Raw genomic sequence first — 18,183 nt, 5'->3', positions numbered from 1 at the left:
TCATGGGTTACTTATACGCTTAATGGCTTAAAAGGTAAGTCTCGATAGCGCTTGCCTGAAGCTGCAAATACCGCATTACTTAACGCAGGAGCAAAAGGAGCAACGCCTGGCTCACCTAATCCCGTAGGACTTCTGTCTGAGTCAGTAATATGAACGCGCACATTAGGCATGTCAGTAATACGCATTACCGGATAGTCATGGAAATTGGAGTTAACCACTGCACCTTCTCTAAAAGTGACTTCAGTGCTTAATGCTAACGACATTCCCATCACCACCGCACCTTCCATTTGAGCAGTCGCTCCATCAAGGTTGAGTACTTGTCCGCAATCAATAGAGCAATCGACATTCAACACTTTAATGTTGTCGCCTTCAACTTCAACATGTACAGCCATGGCAACAAAACTTTGAAAGCTATAATGCACCGCCAAGCCAATACCTTGTCCTTTGGGTAGTTTGTTGCGGTTGTGCCAACCCGATTCATTAGCAACCACGGCCAATACAGCTTTAGCGCGCTTTAAATCATCTTGCTGTTCTGGCTTTTGATTATTATCAAAAAGTTGATTCACATAAGTGAAGGGATCTTTTCCTGCTTTATGCGCAAGTTCATCGGCGAATGTACTAAAAGCAAAGCCATAAAATATGGCGTACACAGCACGATACCAACCAATGCGAGTGTGCGCCTTGGCATCACCCGATTCAACACGAAAATTTTCGATGCCAAATAAATGGTTTGTCACATCTGCAACATTATCTTTTGTCGCTCGTTCTAACGCTGGATTAAATAAACTGGTTATTGACGGAAATGCAGCACGATGTAACCAACCGGTAACTTCGCCATTCTCATCGAGCGAAGCTTCAATATGCTGAGCATTAATTGAATGATAATACCCAGTGCGCATATCTTCTTCACGTGACCAAATAAGTTGTATAGGCGCCCCTGTTTTTTCAGAGATAACCGCTGCTTCATGAACATAATCACATTTAAACTTACGACCAAACGCGCCACCTGCCATAGCCACATGAACAACAATATCTTTTGGCTCGCGTTTTAAATACTGGCCTAGCACTTTTTGAATGTCTGCTGGGCTTTGAGTTGACGCCCACACTTCACATGAATCTTTTTGTACCCAAACAACACTGGCGTTAGGCTCCATTGGTGCATGAGAAAGATGCCCTCCGGTGTAAGTTGCTGCGAGTGTTGCTTTTGCTTGACTAAAAGCACCTTTAATATCACCGCGCTCAGCAGCTAAGGTGGCTGGCTTTTCGACATTGGCAACTAACTGTTGTTTATACGCCTTAGTGTCGTAAATCGCATTTTCGCCTAGGTTCCATGCTACTTTCAGCTTTTTCACAGCTTGCTGTGCCGTCCAACTATTATCAGCAACCACCGCAACACCACCAATTGAGCCAAAAGGCACGTTAAAACGTGGAATTTCAACGACAGCAGAAACGCCTTTAACCTTTAAAGCTTCAGCTTTATCAAGACTTTTTAAACTTCCCCCTAATACAGGGCAATGCACAATAGCCGCATATTTAAGTCCTGGAAGTTTTGTATCAACACCGTAAGTACGTTGACCAACCACTACAGCATTTTGATCATGCCTTGGCAGCTTGGTGCCAATATAGTTAAAGTCACTTTTCTTTTTAAGCGTTGGTTTTTCAGGCACTGGCATGCCTGCAGCAATTGTTGCCAGCTCACCAAAGCCTAATTTTTGCTGATTAGTTTTATTAATCACAAAGTGCGCCTGCGCAAAACAATTTTCTGGGGAGGTTTTCCATACCTTGGCTGCAGCCGCAATTAGCATAGCTTTAGCCGTTGCACCAGCTTCACGCATGGGTTGATACATTACACGAATACTTGCAGAGCCACCTGTACCTTGAGGGCCATATTTTTCGTCGCCATCACCCTGTTTAACCGTTACTCGTTGCCAGTCGGCTTCCATTTCATCAGCAACGGCTGAAGGTAGTGCTGTACTGATACCTTGCCCCATTTCACAGCGACCACAGTAAAGTGTCGTGTCACCATTTTCAGCAAGATGAATAAAAGCGTTTAATTCAGTACTCGCGGTATCTGTTATACCTTTTTCAGCAAGCGCGTTTGCAGGTAACGCTACCGCAATCACTAAGCCACCGGTTGCTGCGCCTGCACCTTTTAAAAAGTCACGACGACTTACATTTGAAATAGTCATATTAAGCCTCCTTACTTAAAACGTCGGCCGCTTCTGAAATAGCTTTTTTAATCCGTTGGTATGTACCACATCGGCAAATATTACCTTGCATGGCCGTCTCTATTTCGGTTTCACTTGGCGCTGCATTGGTGGCTAATAAACTGGCAGCATTCATTATTTGACCCGCCTGACAATAACCACACTGTGGGACATTATTATTGATCCAGGCTTGTTGCAGTGGGTGATCACCATTTTCAGACAAGCCTTCAATGGTAGTGATTTCTTGATCAACAAGGGAACTAACAGGTGTGATACAAGAGCGAATAGCTTGGCCATTAAGATGAACAGTACATGCACCACATAAGCCGCTGCCGCAACCAAATTTAGTACCGGTAAACTCTAATCTATCTCGAAGAAACCATAAAAGTGGCATATCTGCATCGACATCAATTTCATGTAATTTTCCGTTGATCTTTATTGACTGTTTCATAATCTGTTGTCCCAATTAATAGTGTACTTAGAGTAGCTCTTTATAAAGAATTACACAAAAGTAAAAGCGACAAACATAGGAATATTTACGGTTAAATACTGACTCTTTTGTAACGAACTACGTCAATAAAGCGGTGAAAATTATATAAAACGAGTTGATACTCTTTATTTTAAAGCAATGTACACTCACACCTCACTCAATTTTTGACCTAAATTTTAATAATTTGTTCTCTTAAGACCGCTAATTTAGCGAGTATTCTATTTTGATTGGGGTAAGTTATATCGACATCCTCCATAGCTTTAATCAACAACTCTACAACATGATTAAAGTCTGCCTCACTAATTTGCATGCCCGTATGAATATCAACCATATTGTCGCCATCGTATTGGCACGGACCATCAACAGTGGCGCATAAATGGCTAATAAATCCTTGTTTGAAGTGTGTAACACTCGATTTTGCAAAATAAGGCAAAATTTCTTTATCAGCGACTATTCTTTTAACAAAGGCATCGACTAACTTTTCAATACCTGCTTGACCACCAATATCTTTATAAAGTTGCGATTCTTTTAGCTGGCTTTCTTCAACGGTGTTTGAAGCAATTTGATTGGCATCTTTACTCGTGCAGCCAACAGAAACTAATAGCACAAACGTGATAAGCAAACCGCTTAACAAGGGCAAATTTAACACAAGGCGATAGTTTATTTGAATAGCCATTAATAAGATCCCGACAATGATAAGTACCAACCTTGTTGATTGGGTATTGTTGCTATTGCACCTAAATCTAAATAGGCAAGCGTAACGTTAAGGTGTTTATTGGGGAACCATGCGATAAATACATCTTGCCAGTTATCTTCTTGCAAGCCCAAGTTATCAGGTTTAGCACGATACTCAGTACCCACAGCAAGATGTTTATTAAGTAATACCGCTACCGAAATCTCAGCCTCTAACGCACCATTACCCTCAGGACCACCAAAACCTAACAACCCCATTTCATTGGCTTTAGTATAACGAACAGAGGCATTCCAAAGAACGTTGTAACCCGCGAGTAAACCTAAATGTAATTTACTCGCGGCTAAATAAATATCCGTACCGCTATCTTCTTTAGCCCCTAAGGAAAAAGCCACTTCTGGGGTAGATAACGATTTATACTGAACCCCTAAAGAGACTTGCGGCCAAGTGCTATAAATCAAATCGCCATATAATCTTACTTTCAAACCCATTATATTTTGAGAGAGTGTTAAAGACAAAGGGTCAACATCAAAGTGCTGCTTGGCGAAAGAAACTTCTACGCGGTCGTAAAAATTCGCTTGAGCTCCACAACTATTTAATTGAAAATCTTTCACGTTAGCCTGAGTACAAAAAGCAGACAGTGCGAGTTCATCTTCTGTCGCATATCCTGCTAATTGTGCCCAAGGCACTAAACCACCACCACCTGCGCCTTCAACTTGCGCTACTCCTGGTGTTGCCAATATTTTTCCATTAGCTAAACACTCTAAAGAGAGAGGCAATAATAATAAGAACAATAATTTAAAGAGGAGATTCATAAGTTTTATACCAGTCAATAAATTTATCAGCTGCAACAGGTTTTGATAAGTAATAGCCTTGTGCATAGTTACACTGAAATGCTTTCAATAATAATAAACTGTCTTTACTTTCCACACCTTCAGCTACCACACTCAAACCAAGCTTATGGCCTAGCGTGATTGTTGATTCGACAATATCCTGATCTTCTTTATTTTTTTCTAGCACTAAAATAAAAGTTTTATCGATTTTTAATTCATCTACTGGGAGGGTTTTTAGCTTGGCTAATGACGATTGCCCAATACCATAATCGTCAACTGAGATAGCAAAACCGAGTGATTTTAAATGAGATAATCGTGCTACAACTAAGGACTCATTTTCTGCAATATCTCTTTCTGTTAATTCTAATGTAATTTGCGTGGTGGCAACATCATGTTCGTTAACCGTTGATAATAGGTAGTCAACAAACTGCTCATTTTGGATATCTTGCGCGGATAAATTAATAGACACTTTAAAGGAGTATCCCATTTTATTCCATTGTTCAACCTGTTGAATTACTTCTAAAATCACCCAACGAGTTAAGGTGACAATTAATCCTGCTTTTTCCGCTAAATCGATAAATAATTCAGGGTTAACAAATTCACCATCTTTATTAATCCAACGAATCAAAGCTTCGAGTTTATCGACTTTACCAGTGTCGATATTCAATTTAGGCTGGTAATTCATAAACAATGGGCTTTTTTCACTTTCTAAGGCGATTTTTAATTCTTCGATTAACCGTAATTTATAAAGATAAGCTTCATCTTCACCGTCTTGGTAAAACCTCAAGGTCACTTGTTCTTGAAGGGCTGCATCGGCCGCCATGGTAGAGCGCCGAATCAATCGCTCTGCTTCTACTCCATGTTCAATGGAGTTAGCGACCCCAAAATATAACGAGAGATCAATTTTGATATCATCTAACCAAAAAGGTCGATTTATTTCACCTTGAAACAATTCGATAAAATGATTAATCTCACTGGTTTTATCAATAGGAACAGCAATCAAAAACTCATCGGAATTAATACGAGCAGCTACAATATCTTCAGTAAGTTGATGGGCAGATTTTTCAGTATAAACCGAAATTCGTTCCGCTATTTCTTTTAAAATATTATCACCATTACTCAGTCCGATCGTGTCATTAAGCGCCTTAAAGCCTTTTATATTGAAGGTGATTAATACTAAATCAATACTGTTTTTAAAGTGATTTTCGATGATGTTAACTATTTTCTGGCGATTAAATAACCCCGTTAAAATATCGTGTTCGGCTTGATAGGTAATAGCTTGTTCGCGGCTTTCAATGGCGGCACCCATGACTGAAAACCCCTGATAGAGTTCATTAAATTCAGCAGGTAACCGGTTATTTAGTTTGGGCACTTCTAATTCGCCTCGGCTAATATTTTTCGTTACTTCCATTAAAAGAGTTAATGGCGTTGATAACCCTTGTGACAGCAGGCGAGAAAAGGCAATAGCTATAACAATAACCACAATGGCAATAATTACCATAGAAAAAATTAAACGATTAAAGTCCCCTTGTATTTGCGCTAAAGAAGCCGACAAAATAACTTGAACATCTTTAGAACCAGCAAAACTAAGCGTTTTATGAAAATATTCATCTTGGGTAAGTAACAAATTGGGTGACTGCTGCTCAACTCCTTGCATAAATTGCGCTTTAATTGCTTCGCTCGTAATGCTTGATTCTATAAGCTGACTGTTTTTCATCAAGGTGACATCTAGGGCGATAAGATCTTTTAATTGCAATAAAGCATTACGCTCAAATTCAAAGCCAATCACCGTATAAGCTATAGTCCTTGGGGCTTTAACGGGGACAACAATAACTTGAAAGACTTTATCTTCAATACTCAGAATTTGAGCATGCACTTCTCTAAATGGTAGTTTACTGATGTTTTTTTCAACCGTTTGGGTGTCAAATGAGTGTAATGAGCTGGTTGTTGAAAGCTTTCCTTCTAAGTCGAGAATTAACATTAAGTCGGCATTAATACGCTCGCCTTGATTTAGTAGTACACTTTCAACCGTTTTTTTATCTCGGGTGGCCACTGCTTGCTTAAAACCAAAATCAGCCGCCAATACACTGGCCGAAGTTATCAGTACTTGTTCTTGCGCGCTTAATGTTTGATCGAGCACATTCTGTGCAAAGTGCATTTGTCGTTCAATTTGGCTTTCTGCGTAATCTGCAAACCGAAACCAATTACTTGCTGTTAAAAATATCACCGTTAATAAAATTAAACCGGTTGATAACCAAGTAATTTGTGTTTTAAAGCTCAATCGCGTATTAAATTTAGTGCTCATGAACCGCCAGCTCTTCAAAGCTGTCTCTAGGTTTTGCGGTATTTACCGGTAATCCTAAGGTGAGGATTTTTTGGTTTAACTTCTCTTCATTAAGAGTGAATAAGGTATGTTTATCGACCCCTTTAGTGCTTTTAGCATGCCAAATTTGTAGCTGACTATTTATCGATAACGCCTCATCAACTACCACTTCGCCGTTTTTATCGGTGATATACACCTGTTCTCGGTCGGTCACATAAATATAACCCACCATAGCGTCATGTATATTACAGCCCATCACTACGACACCACTATTATCAAAACGTATAGGACTTTTGGGTTTACCCGAGTAGAGTTTTAGTTCAAAGGTTTTTGCCGGTGAAAAAGAATAAACATGATGACGAATATCATCGCTATTTGGAAAACTAACCAAGCTATTAACTGGTACGACTAACACTTCTGGCGCAAAAGCTTTGTCCACTTGGTCCATCACGTAAGTGTCGGGGTTAGTGTCATTCGCTATTATGGCTTTAGAAGTGACAACCTCGATTACTGCATTAGGGAGAGGGGTATTGCCTTGATCAACCACTTTAATGCGTGCTTGGCTAAATGCAGAGCTACTCCACAGCATTGCACAGAAAAACATTACAATAAACAATCGACACTTAAACGTTATCATGATGGCCTTAATAATTTTTTTTCGTTTTAAAAGCATACTCTTACCAATTGCAAGAGTCTATGAATCAAACAATATTAACTGTTAAAAATTAACTTTTTTCACATTGAGGGCAAATTCGATTTCTTCCTGACTTTTTTGCTTGATACAAATATTTGTCCGCCGAATTAATAATTTCATCAATACTGCGATCTTTATTGTACTGCTCAACTCCCATACTGACTGTTACCTTAATTGTTTCTCCTTGATACATTAGGTGATGATGTTGTAGTTGGTCTTGAATTTTACTAGCCAAAAGATAAGCACTTTCGCTATCGGTTTGAGGTAAAATAAATAAGAACTCTTCTCCTCCCCAACGTGATAAACTATCTTGTTCTCTTATGGTGTTAGTGAATAATCTAGCCAAATCAATCAACACTGTATCGCCAGCATGATGACCATATTGATCATTAATTTTCTTAAAAAAATCTATATCGCATAAAATCACAGCGAATGTTTCGTTATTGCGTACACCTCTTGCTAGTTGGTGCTCTAGCATAGTTAATGCGCCACGACGGTTGAGCAACTGTGTAAGCGGATCAAAGTTGGCCAGTTGTTGATATTTTTTACTTAAGGCTAAGGTATGTTTATACGATAGCTCTCTCGCATATTCATACAAAGCCGATAGAAAGGAAACTGTTAAAAATGAATATATTAAGCGTAGTTTAAATTCTGTGGTATATCGCGCCTGCAATACATGATCCGTTGAAATAAACATGATTAAACCAATAATTATAACGAATATAGCAATATCGATTAAGCCACGCTTGAGTCCATGAATAAAAACAGACACGGGAGCAACAATATAAATCCACAATGGACCCGTGTTATCGACCCCACCCGTGAAAATAAGATAAAACATCAGCGCATAAAGGGAATACAAAATAATGGCTGAACTTAGCTTTACCTTATTAAATTTTTTATAAGCATAAAAACCAATAAAATATACAAAACTTGCACAAAACAAAGCAGTCGCTAATACAATATTCTGATTGTACAAGCTAATAAGCCCCATAATAAAGGTAATGGAAAGACCCACTAGGGCAAATAAAGAAACCACATGGGGTTGCTGATATTCTTCATTATCAAGAGTGTGTATAGACTGGTGTTCTGGCAAAAAGACGGCCTTTTCAAGTGGTGTATTTAAACGTTAGCACAAAATCTAACATAAGACTTAACGTTAGCATTGCTTAATTTTCGCTTTGCCTTAAACGAGACTTCCTGCATATGAATGTTTATTGAGCCAATGTGATCTATCGAAGTATACAATTAAATTCATGATTTTCTAGCTATCAGAAGAACTTAGTATATATTTAGAGTTAACTGTGAATAATCAACACTTAGAAAATTGAGAACACTAATGAGCTCTACATTAAAAAATCTCTTTATTGGTGTACTCACTTTTCTTTTTGGAATGAGTGCTGATCCCATCCGATCTTTTCTAAAATAGTGACCTCGTCAGCACTTCTTGAATCACTTAAATTAGGTGGTTACATTATTTACATGCGCCATGGAGTCACAACTGGAAACAGTGATGGTAATATTTAAAAAAAGGATGATAGCTTTATCTACAAGGGAATGATCAAGCCCAATGATTGGCCGTCGCTAAACTAACACAAGACAAATATTTAACGACTTAACTTTATGCTGAGCTCACTCTCTATTCAAACTCGCTTTCTTATTGCACCGTTAATTGGCGTCGTATTAACCATTATTCTCTATCTTACCAGCAATCACATTATCCGCTCTAACGCTGAACTATTTCATAATTTAAGTGAAACAAACTTAACGCAAATCACTGAACTCAGCGAAATTACCTTATTAATTACTGCCAGTAATAGTGAAATTATTACCTTATTGCTTGAATCAGAAAAATTGGATGAGGAAGGTATGTATGTTGAAGGCAAAAAGCAGCTTAATCAACTTTACAACATCGAAGAAAGAATTCACAAAGCCCTACAGGAAAAAAACAAACTGATTATTGATAATGTTGATATTTTGCAACAAGTACAAACGGCTTTTTCTGTGTATAAAACTCAAGTTATTGTCGCGATTGAGATGTCTGCTGTTGATGTTAAACAAGCCACCCATGAACTCATACTTGCCAATAAAAAATTGAAAGAGTTAACCAACTTATTGCTAACTTTATCATATTACTATTCAAACGAACTTTCCTATCAAGCTGAACTAGTAGAAGGAACTTTATATAAGAAAACCTATATAACAGAACTCACCATTATCCTACTTTTGCTGATGCTATGGTCAGCATTTTATTTTGCTAAAAGTACCTCAGTTAAGCTTAGCAATGTTTATAACGCATTAATCAATTTATCACACTGTGATACTGACATCGTTATTCATCAAGACAAAGACAGCTACTTTCAAGATATTTGGCACGCAGTATCAGAGTTTAAGGAATCGGTTAAAACTAGTGAAATTTATGAGTGTGAATTATTAATGCAGAAATTCGCAATTGATCAACATGCCATTATTGCTACCACCGATTTAAAAGGCACTATTACCTCGGTAAACTCTAAGTTTTGCCAAATCAGTGGTTATACTGCTGATGAGCTTATCGGTAGCAATCATCGGATCTTGAATTCTGGTCATCATTCTATTGAATTTTGGCACAACATGTTTAAAACCGTCTCCAAGGGCAATGTTTGGCATGACGAGGTACTCAATAAAGCAAAAGAGGGTCACTTATATTGGGTGGACACCACGATTATCCCAATTAGCTCTGGAGACAATAAACTGACAGGCTATATCGCGATTAGAACAGATATTACCGATAAAAAAAGTCAGTATGAAAAGTTAGTTAACGCCAATAAAGTCGCAGAGTCTGCCGTACTGGCAAAATCTCAATTTCTAGCAGCGATGAGTCATGAAATTCGCACACCAATGAATGGCGTTATTGGTATGCTCGACTTAATGTTAGAAGATGAATTAAATGATACTCAAAAACATCGAACGCAAATTGCATATAGTAGTGCTAAATCATTATTGATCTTAATTAATGATATTTTAGACTTCTCAAAAATTGAAGCCGGCAAACTAGCAATAGAAACGATTAGTTTCGATCTAAAAGAGCTGTTATTTGAGTTTACACAGTTTATGCGCTTTCAAGCGCAAGAAAAAAATCTCACCCTTACTTTGCACCATGATAAATTCAAAGAAAATATGATGATGGGAGATCCGAATCGAATTCGCCAAATTTTAACCAATATTGTTGGTAATGCGATTAAATTTACTCATCATGGAGAAATAACGCTCAGTGCTTCCTTGAAACCCGTTAATGAGAATAAATGGAACTTACAGTGCGATATAACGGATACGGGTATTGGTATTCCTGCTGATAAAATGCCTAATTTATTTGATGCGTTCAGCCAAGTAGATATTTCTGATACTCGCAAATATGGTGGTACGGGTTTAGGTTTAGCAATCTCTCAACGATTAACAAAATTGATGGATGGTGACATATCCGTACAAAGCGAAGTAGGTAAAGGAAGCTGCTTTACTTTCAATATTATTTTAGAAAAGAGTACAGAAACCCCCGAGAATAACGCTGTTATCCATACACCTTCTGCAAAACTAGCGATTCCTCAATGGCCGTCGGGTGTTCGCATATTATTAGTAGAAGACAATCGCGTTAATCAACTTGTTGCCCAAGGCGTATTAAAAAGATTTGGTTTAACAGCCGAAATTGCCAATCATGGTCTTGAAGCATTAACGATGCTCGCCCATGCAGAGCCACCATTTAGCGTGGTGCTTATGGACTGCCAAATGCCCAAGATGGATGGCTACTCAACCAGCCAAAACATTCGCATTAATAAAAACAATGAGTATGATCAAAATATTCCGATTATTGCAATGACAGCAAATGCCATGAAAGGCGACCGAGCAAAGTGTTTATCTGCGGGTATGAATGATTATTTAACTAAACCTATCGCACCAGAGATATTATTAGAAAAACTCAAACATTGGTTATTAAAAGAATAAAGCGCTTAATGTTCAGTTAATTAATAGATAACACATTTTTCAGTGGTGCTAAATAAGGCTCAAAGTTCTTCCACTGTTCGGTTGCACTTTTATAAATAGGTTGACGTACTTGTTCAGAACTAGGTGTTTTAACATGACGTTTAGTTTTATGAAAATCGAGACACGATTGCTCAAACGCTAAGCCACAAAAGTCAAGTATTCTACGTACTTGTGTTTCTAAATCATCCACGACATCTTCATGATTCACGGTTAACACAAAATCGGGCAGTACGGTATTCCAATGCGCCATTAATTTGAGATACGCCTGGTAATAACGACCAATATCCTCAAGGTGATAACTAAAGTCTTGTCCCTCAGCAAATAGCTGTTTAAAGCCACTAAAACAACACGCCATTGGGGAACGTCTTGCATCAATAATTTTAGCGTTAGGAAGTATGAGGCGAATTAAACCAATATGTAAAAAATTATTCGGCATTTTGTCGATAAACAACGGAGCTTGCTCACGGTAATCGCGTGTTTCGTCAATAAACTGCTGACCAAATCGTTTAAAGTAATCAGGGTTTATTTCCGTTAAATTTTTAGGATATTGACTTTCTTGCTGTTCATTTTGCTGATAACTACGTCCTCTTAATCTCGCTGCTAAGCCTAGAATATTATGAAGCTCCATAGTGCCATCAACTTGACTATGCGACGCTAAAATTTGCTCGAGTAAGGTGGAACCAGCTCTGGGTAAACCAACAATAAAAATAGGATCAGCAACGCTAAGTCCTAAATGACCACGGCTTTCAAATAATGGCGCGTCACAATACTTTATTTGTTCAGCCACTTGTTGTTCTATTTTTTTAATATCAAAGCCACTATGCTCATGCTGCAATGCATTCCCTTGTTGATAACACTGAAATGCTTGTTGATAGTCTTTGCGATCTTCAAACGCTTTGCCGGTAGCAAAATAGAGTTGAATTTTATCTGTTAATGCTAATGCTTCGCTTGCCTGTTCACTTTGCATTTGGCTAATTTCTTTATCACTAAATTGATAAGTTTTAGTATTGGCTAAACTCCAAAAAGCATCACCAAAACTTGGATTTAATTGGTAAGCCTGTTGATACATGCTTACCGCCTGCTCTATATCACCTCTAGCTTTTAGTGCATGACCTAACTGGAGATGAAAAGCGGCTGAATTATTGCTGTTTTTTATAGGTAAGGAGTCATTCAGTGTTATTGCTTGCTTAAAAAGCATAATGGCTTCATCAATGCTCCCCAAGCCTGTTAATACATTCGCTTTAGCCACTTTAAAACTTAAATTGTCGGGTTGTTCAGCAAGTAACTTATCAGCCTGCTCCGACGCCGCTTTAAATTTACCTAATCGTATAAGCAAATTGAGATATTGAGAGCGAGCATGAATATGGTTAGGTGCTAACGCCAAGGCACTAGCTAACAAAAACTCAGCATCGTCATAAATTTTTAACTCGATACCTATTTCTGCCAACATGCACATACCGTCTACATTGCGTTTATTATTTTGCAAAAAGTGGCGACAGATTTGTTCGGCTTTTAAAAGCTTACCTTCGTGCATCAACTCGGTAACTGCCAATAACGCGGGTGGTAATTTTTTTAGTTTGGCTAAGTGATTGGCGGCGTTTTGTACTTGTGACTGTTGATTGTCGGCTCGATAAAGCTGAATAAGCTCTTGCCAACTTGCCACTAAGCTGGGATTGAGCGTTACAGCACTTTCAAAGGCTAATTTAGCTTGCTGCGCGTTATGCTTAGCAAGATTTAAATAGCCTTGTTCTTGATGAGCCCTACTGTGTCGATTATCAAGTTCAAGTAAAGCCTTTATACTATTTAAGGCTTCGGTGTAACTTTTTGCGTATCTTTGAGCAATTGCCAGTAAGTACCATAATTCAACTTGTTCGTGTGTATTGCTCACTTGCTTTTGTAATTGCTTACCTTGCTCAATGGCATCATTAAATTTGGCGCTTTGGATCAAATGTTGAATCGATTTTAACTGTGCTTCTATAGTAAGTGTACTGGTAGTGTTCAACGATTGAGCTCCATTAATATCGTGATAGAATATGTTAAGAAAATGCCGCTTGATTTGAACCTCAAGCGGCATCAATTGGTTAACTTTACAACTTAGCTAAACTTAATAAAAGTCGTAAGAGAACCTAAAGCCAATAGTGCGAGGTCTATTCGTTACAACTTTCGGCGTAAATTGTTGTGTATCAATATACAGCACAGCACTTTCATCCGTTAAATTATCAATGAATAGTTCTGCCTTCCACTCGTCGTTAGTTACACCAACACTAATGTTCGCCAATACGTAGCTGTCTTGTATATAACGACCGCCAGCAAATGTTTGCCCGTTAGTATCGGTATAGTTAACGCCAGAATAGACATCAGCTTCTTTTTGAATACTTAGTCCAGAGCCCGTACCGTACACTAAATTTGTCGCATCTTCTAACACGTAAGCATCCATTGTCATACTGGCAAGTCGTTCACCGGTATAACTTATTGAGCCGTTCACATAACCCGTCATATCTTGCGCAACAGGGAAGAAGTATTGCGCTTGTAAGTTACCTGAGAACTCGGCGGAATAGGGCAGTTGACTACCCACAGTAGGAGCAATACCCATCAGTTCATCATTGATAGAAGTTAATTCTGAATCAATAAAACTAAAGGCACCCGATATAATTAAGTTATCTGTTGCCACCCAACTAAAATCACCATCAATACCTTTAATTTCAGCATCACCAACATTATCGGTAAACACTAAGAAGCTAATATTCGTCGGGTCAAATCGAGAGGTTTGTAAGTCCGATATTTTCGAATAATACGCCGTTGCATTAAAGCGTAAGGTTTGGTCCAGTAAAGTGGATTTAAAACCAAGTTCAACATTATCTAAACTATCTGTTGTTGAATACACCGGAATACGAAAACCATCAAACGCGCCTTCTTGGTTTTTAGCTAATCCACCGCCTACTCGGTTGGTAACAGGTGGCCTAAAGCCTTCTGAATAAGAAGCAAATACCATCATATCACTAGAGATTTTCCAATCAAGTGATGCTTTGATAATGGTATCATCAACAGTTAATGTGCCGTTATCATCTAGCAAGCTAGTGTCTAACTGACCGCTTGCAATAGCGTCTTGAATAGCAGCAGCTTCTGCCGCACCAAAAAAGTCGGTTAATGCCGCATCACTGCCATCTCCAAATGCTTTCAATCGACCGCTGACATCAACAGTAGAAGTGGAGCCTTTAAATGAGTCATCAATTTGATACCAGCGGGCACCAAAGCTCGCTGTAACTGTATCAGTCAAGTCGTATTCAAACTGACCAAAAACTGCGATTTGATCTATGGTATGAGTAATATCATTAACAAAACTAACTTCTGACGAAAATGGACCGCCATTACTATTGATACCATCATTACCGACTAATGTTATTTGTAAATCACTAAAATATGGTAAGTCGGTGTTCCCTAATTGAAATTCACCGATCGTTGATAGTTCTTGCGAGTCATAAAAAATACCGGCGGTAACACGCCATGGCTTATCCGCTGACGTATTAACACGAAGCTCATGGGTCATACGCGATGTGCTAGTTTTTTCTTTATAGTATTTGGTTGGATCAACACACTCTTGTGTATCTGGCGTGCCAGCATAATTACAGGCATAGTAAGCAGCAAATGAACCACCATTGGTATAGCCGGTATAATCAATTGTTGAGTTAATATCGCGGTCAAGATAACCGCCAGTGTAAACAAGATCGAGCTGCTCCATCCGACCTTCAAGAGTCCATGTCGTTAAACCAAAATCGTCGTTATTGTTTTCAGGTACAAAACGATTGGTTGATGACTCTCCTTCAAGGTTAGGATCGTAGGCAAATACCCCTTCAGTATCGAGCGACTGCTGGGTATGCTGTACTAAAAGTTCCCACTCATCATTTATTAAATAAGATAAACCAAAGCGCGCACCTGCGTAGTTAGCCGTATTGAAATTATCTTCAACTAAAGCATCATTTTTAGGGGAAGTAACCGGTACATTTTCAGGATCTGTTAATGCATCACCAGAAACACGACTAATCACTACCGCACTACCAATATAACCGCCTTCACCTGGTTCATTTAAAATGTTATCTATCCAACCACCTTGGTGATCGTTGTATGTCGCGACACGAACAGCTAATGACTCTGATAACGACATATTAAAATAAGCTTCAACTGTATTACTTAAATCGCCACCTGTAGTAGAACTTATACTGGTGTCAAAACCAGCAGAAAAGCCATCGTGATTGGGCTTTTGTGTAATTAACCGCACAGTACCCGATTGTGAACTCGCCCCAAATAGTGTGCCTTGTGGGCCAGGTAATACTTCAATACGTTCAACATCTGTAGCGTAAATGTCTAAGTTTCGGCCTTGCATTGAAACAGGTTGTTCATCTAAATAAAAGGCAACTGATGGCTGCAATGCTTGAACAGAGGATACGGCAATACTGGTTTGCGTTGTGGCTGCGCCGCGAATATAGATTTCGTTTTGCCCTGGGCCTGTACCTTGAAAGACCACATTAGGTAAAAATTCGACGTACTCGTCAAAATTAGCGACCCCTAATTTTTCTAGGCTATCTCCCGTTAATGCGGTCACAGTAACAGGAACTTCTTGAATGGATTCTGAGCGTTTCGTAGCAGTCACTTCAATAACTTCTAGCGCTGATTTTTCTTGTTTTTTAACCTCCTCTGCATTAAGAGAGCCCGATGCTGCAATGGCGGTTAATATAGCGTAATGCAACTTGGTAAATTTCATGTGAATTATCCCTTTTCTTATTGATTATGATTTGAGTTGATATAGTTAGACTACTAATGATATTTAACCTCAAACTAACCTTAGCAACTAATCAGAATTTACTCAAAGCTTAATTAATGAACAATCAGACAAAATATCAATGTGATACATGCTACTATTTACAGATGAGTGTCAGACGATATACTATCAACACGAAAAAATGAGGAAAAAAACTTGCCTACATCCGTTAAAAGTCAATTAAATAATAAGGTTTTCGGTGGCGCTTCAGCAATTGTCCTCGTGCTACTAATTTATACTTCACTCCTTCCTCAACAAGCACAAAGCTTATTTACGCTCATTCAAGCAAGTATCATTGAAAATGGCAGTTGGTTTTATGTCTTGAGTGTCGCGATTATTTTCTTCTTTGTGATATTTTTAGGTATCTCGCGCTATGGTGATATTCGATTAGGACCTGATCATGCAACCCCTGATTACTCATTAGGCACATGGCTGTCTATGCTGTTTGCTGCTGGTATGGGGATTGGACTCATGTTTTTCGGAGTAGCAGAGCCTTTAATGCACTACTTATCGCCACCTACTGCCGAGCCAGGTAGTGTAGACGCTGTACGCGAAGCCATGAAAATGACTTTTTTCCATTGGGGCTTACATGCGTGGGCGATATATGCCGTAGTTGCTTTAGTGCTCGCTTATTTTAGCTACCGCCACAACCTTCCATTAACATTACGTTCAGCTCTGTATCCATTAATTGGCGATCGAATTTATCAATGGCCGGGGCATTTAGTGGACATATTTGCTGTTGTCGGTACGGTCTTTGGTGTAGCGACTTCTCTTGGATTAGGGGCTTCGCAAGTTAATGCAGGGTTTAACTATTTATTCGGTATTGATGTTTCCACTACGAATCAAATTATAATAATGTGCTCAATTACTGCGCTGGCTGTTATTTCAGTAAGTACAGGGCTGGATAAAGGCATAAAGATATTGTCAGAAACCAATATGGCACTCGCGGTTATTTTACTATTATTAATTTTTGTTTTAGGGCCCACCGTATTTTTATTACAAGCTTATTTACAAAATATTGGCGATTACGTCGCCGATATCGTCCATAACACGTTTAACTTATTTGCTTATAAAAAAACCAACTGGATAGGAGGTTGGACAATTTTTTATTGGGGTTGGTGGCTAGCATGGGCACCATTTGTAGGCTTGTTTATCGCCAGAATTTCTCGCGGCCGTACCATAAGAGAATTTATTATTGGGGTGATGCTCATCCCAAGTTTATTTACGTTATTTTGGATGACCGTTTTTGGTAACAGTGCCATCGATCTTGTTTACAGCCAAGGAATTACTTCATTAGGTGATATGGTAAGTAAAGACTCATCTGTTGCGTTATTTGTATTTTTTGACAACTTTCCCCTAACCACTGTTTTGTCATTTTTTAGCGTATTAATGATTGTTATATTTTTTGTCACTTCATGTGATTCTGGCGCTATGGTTGTCGATATGCTGTGTTCACACGGTAAAAATGACACACCAATTTGGCAGCGTGTTTACTGGGCGGTTGGTATCGGTGTTGTCGCGGCAATATTATTACTAGTGGGCGGGTTAAATGCACTGCAAACAATGACTATTGCTAGCGCTCTTCCTTTTACTATTGTTTTGTTACTTGCGATAGTTGGCTTAATAAAAGCATTAAGGGTGGAAGGGTTTAAACAAGAAAGCCAACAAATGACGGCGATACCTCATTCAAGTGCAGGTAATGATGACAGCTGGCAAATGCGGTTAAAAAACGTGGTCGACTTCCCTAACAAATCGAATGTGACTAAATTTATTAATCAAACTGTTGCTCCGGCATTTGAGTTAGTTGCTTTAGAGTTAAAGGAAAACCAAATCGAGGTAAGTATTTCACGTGAAGACGGCCTAAGCTTTACCGTAGATCATGGTGAGGCGCAAGAATTTGTCTATCGCGTACTTGCTCGACAATATTTACAACCCGATTTTATTAATGAAGCTGATGACGATGACCAAAGCTACTATCGCGCAGAAGTTCATTTAGTGGAAGGTGGACAAGATTACGACATAATGGGCTGGTCAAAAACGGCAGTGATCAACAATATTATTGATCAATACCATAAACATCTGCACTTTTTACATTTGTCCCGCTAAGTAAAT

The 18,183-nt window shown here is 38.7% G+C and carries 11 protein-coding genes; 2 read left to right on the top strand and 9 right to left on the bottom strand.

Translation table 11 applies throughout. From position 1 onward, the window contains the following. Positions 1–11: 11 nt before the first annotated feature. From AC27G3_RS16775 to AC27G3_RS16745, 7 genes are all read right to left on the bottom strand, one after another. On the bottom strand, positions 12–2,189 hold the full coding sequence (locus AC27G3_RS16775) for a xanthine dehydrogenase family protein molybdopterin-binding subunit (protein ID WP_487123561.1): 2,178 nt from the start codon (positions 2,187–2,189) through the stop codon (positions 12–14). Position 2,190: 1 nt separating this feature from the next. Continuing rightward, on the bottom strand, positions 2,191–2,658 hold the full coding sequence (locus AC27G3_RS16770; protein WP_487123559.1) for a (2Fe-2S)-binding protein: 468 nt from the start codon (positions 2,656–2,658) through the stop codon (positions 2,191–2,193). Between the two features lie 208 nt (positions 2,659–2,866). Next, positions 2,867–3,373: a group I truncated hemoglobin gene (locus AC27G3_RS16765; protein ID WP_487123557.1), complete on the bottom strand. Its 507-nt coding sequence runs from the start codon at positions 3,371–3,373 to the stop codon at positions 2,867–2,869. After that, on the bottom strand, positions 3,373–4,203 hold the full coding sequence (locus tag AC27G3_RS16760) for a DUF3034 family protein (RefSeq protein ID WP_487123555.1): 831 nt from the start codon (positions 4,201–4,203) through the stop codon (positions 3,373–3,375). Before AC27G3_RS16760 ends, AC27G3_RS16765 begins: the two co-directional genes overlap by 1 nt. Then, positions 4,187–6,526, bottom strand: coding sequence for a bifunctional diguanylate cyclase/phosphodiesterase (locus AC27G3_RS16755; protein ID WP_487123553.1), 2,340 nt, complete (start codon positions 6,524–6,526; stop codon positions 4,187–4,189). Before AC27G3_RS16755 ends, AC27G3_RS16760 begins: the two co-directional genes overlap by 17 nt. After that, on the bottom strand, positions 6,516–7,181 hold the full coding sequence (locus tag AC27G3_RS16750; RefSeq protein ID WP_487123551.1) for a methylamine utilization protein: 666 nt from the start codon (positions 7,179–7,181) through the stop codon (positions 6,516–6,518). Before AC27G3_RS16750 ends, AC27G3_RS16755 begins: the two co-directional genes overlap by 11 nt. A gap of 88 nt (positions 7,182–7,269) precedes the next feature. After that, a complete protein-coding gene (locus tag AC27G3_RS16745; RefSeq protein ID WP_487123549.1) occupies positions 7,270–8,334 on the bottom strand; it encodes a GGDEF domain-containing protein in 1,065 nt (354 codons plus the stop codon). A gap of 527 nt (positions 8,335–8,861) precedes the next feature. Between AC27G3_RS16745 and AC27G3_RS16740 the strand changes: the two genes are divergently transcribed. Next, complete coding sequence (locus AC27G3_RS16740; RefSeq protein WP_487123547.1) at positions 8,862–11,216, top strand: PAS domain-containing hybrid sensor histidine kinase/response regulator; 2,355 nt, start codon at positions 8,862–8,864, stop codon at positions 11,214–11,216. Between the two features lie 16 nt (positions 11,217–11,232). On the opposite strand, the gene AC27G3_RS16735 is transcribed toward AC27G3_RS16740, so the two are convergent. Then, a complete protein-coding gene (locus tag AC27G3_RS16735) occupies positions 11,233–13,257 on the bottom strand; it encodes a tetratricopeptide repeat-containing sulfotransferase family protein (protein WP_487123545.1) in 2,025 nt (674 codons plus the stop codon). Positions 13,258–13,359: 102 nt separating this feature from the next. Continuing rightward, the gene (locus AC27G3_RS16730; protein ID WP_487123544.1) at positions 13,360–16,014 is read right to left on the bottom strand and encodes a TonB-dependent receptor; all 2,655 of its coding nucleotides are present in this window, start codon (positions 16,012–16,014) and stop codon (positions 13,360–13,362) included. A gap of 213 nt (positions 16,015–16,227) precedes the next feature. Between AC27G3_RS16730 and AC27G3_RS16725 the strand changes: the two genes are divergently transcribed. Continuing rightward, a complete protein-coding gene (locus AC27G3_RS16725; RefSeq protein WP_487123542.1) occupies positions 16,228–18,177 on the top strand; it encodes a BCCT family transporter in 1,950 nt (649 codons plus the stop codon). Positions 18,178–18,183 lie beyond the last annotated feature (6 nt).

The organism is Colwellia sp. SU-HH01217, assembly GCF_057543495.1.
Note: the sequence above shows the minus strand (reverse complement) of the source record. Positions and strands in the feature narration are given on the sequence as shown.